This is a genomic window from Solihabitans fulvus, assembly GCF_008386585.1.
Lineage (GTDB): Bacteria > Actinomycetota > Actinomycetes > Mycobacteriales > Pseudonocardiaceae > Solihabitans > Solihabitans fulvus.
The window spans coordinates 1-552 of the sequence record NZ_VUOB01000245.1; the positions used below are offsets into that span (position 1 = coordinate 1).

Genomic DNA, 552 nt, shown 5'->3' on the forward strand with positions numbered 1-552 from the left:
TGCATTAAGAAATTTATTTATTTAAAAAACGAAAAGTACAAAATCAGATTTCATAACAATAAAAAATTTAGGATTCCGTTGTTGAATTAAAATTCTAGTTAGTGTTCAACTTTATTGAAGTTTTATTCAGGGATGACGATGCCCTTGGCCTTAGCGCGGTCTTCGTACTTCTTCCTCCATTTGCCGTCGGGGTCGAAATGGGCTGTCAGCTCCTTCCAAATTTCCAGTTCATTCTTGATTAAATAATCAATACTAGTTTCAGCGCCCTTTTCTTGGGCTTCAGTGCATTTCTCGCAACCAGTCTCTAGAGCTTCTTGAAGATGATCTTTCAGTTCCTTCCCTTCGGGAGTACACTTGCCCTTGCCGAGCACGCAATCCATATACGACTCCAGGAGCCTCTTGTTCTCCAAAATTTCTTGCAAGTTAATTTTGTCATATTTGTCAGTGTACTTATCATCAGCAAGTACGGCCACGAGTACACAGCTCAAAACTATAAGGACCTTCATGATTGATGATCCTGCTCAGCACGTAAGTGATTCCAATGGTCTGCAA

Annotated in this window: 1 protein-coding gene; it reads right to left on the reverse strand. The window is 40.0% G+C overall.

What is annotated here, in order from left to right; all coding sequences use genetic code 11:
* Positions 1–122: 122 nt before the first annotated feature.
* Positions 123–473: a 4CSP family protein gene (locus F0L68_RS45735; protein ID WP_188317135.1), complete on the reverse strand. Its 351-nt coding sequence runs from the start codon at positions 471–473 to the stop codon at positions 123–125.
* Positions 474–552: the final 79 nt, after the last annotated feature.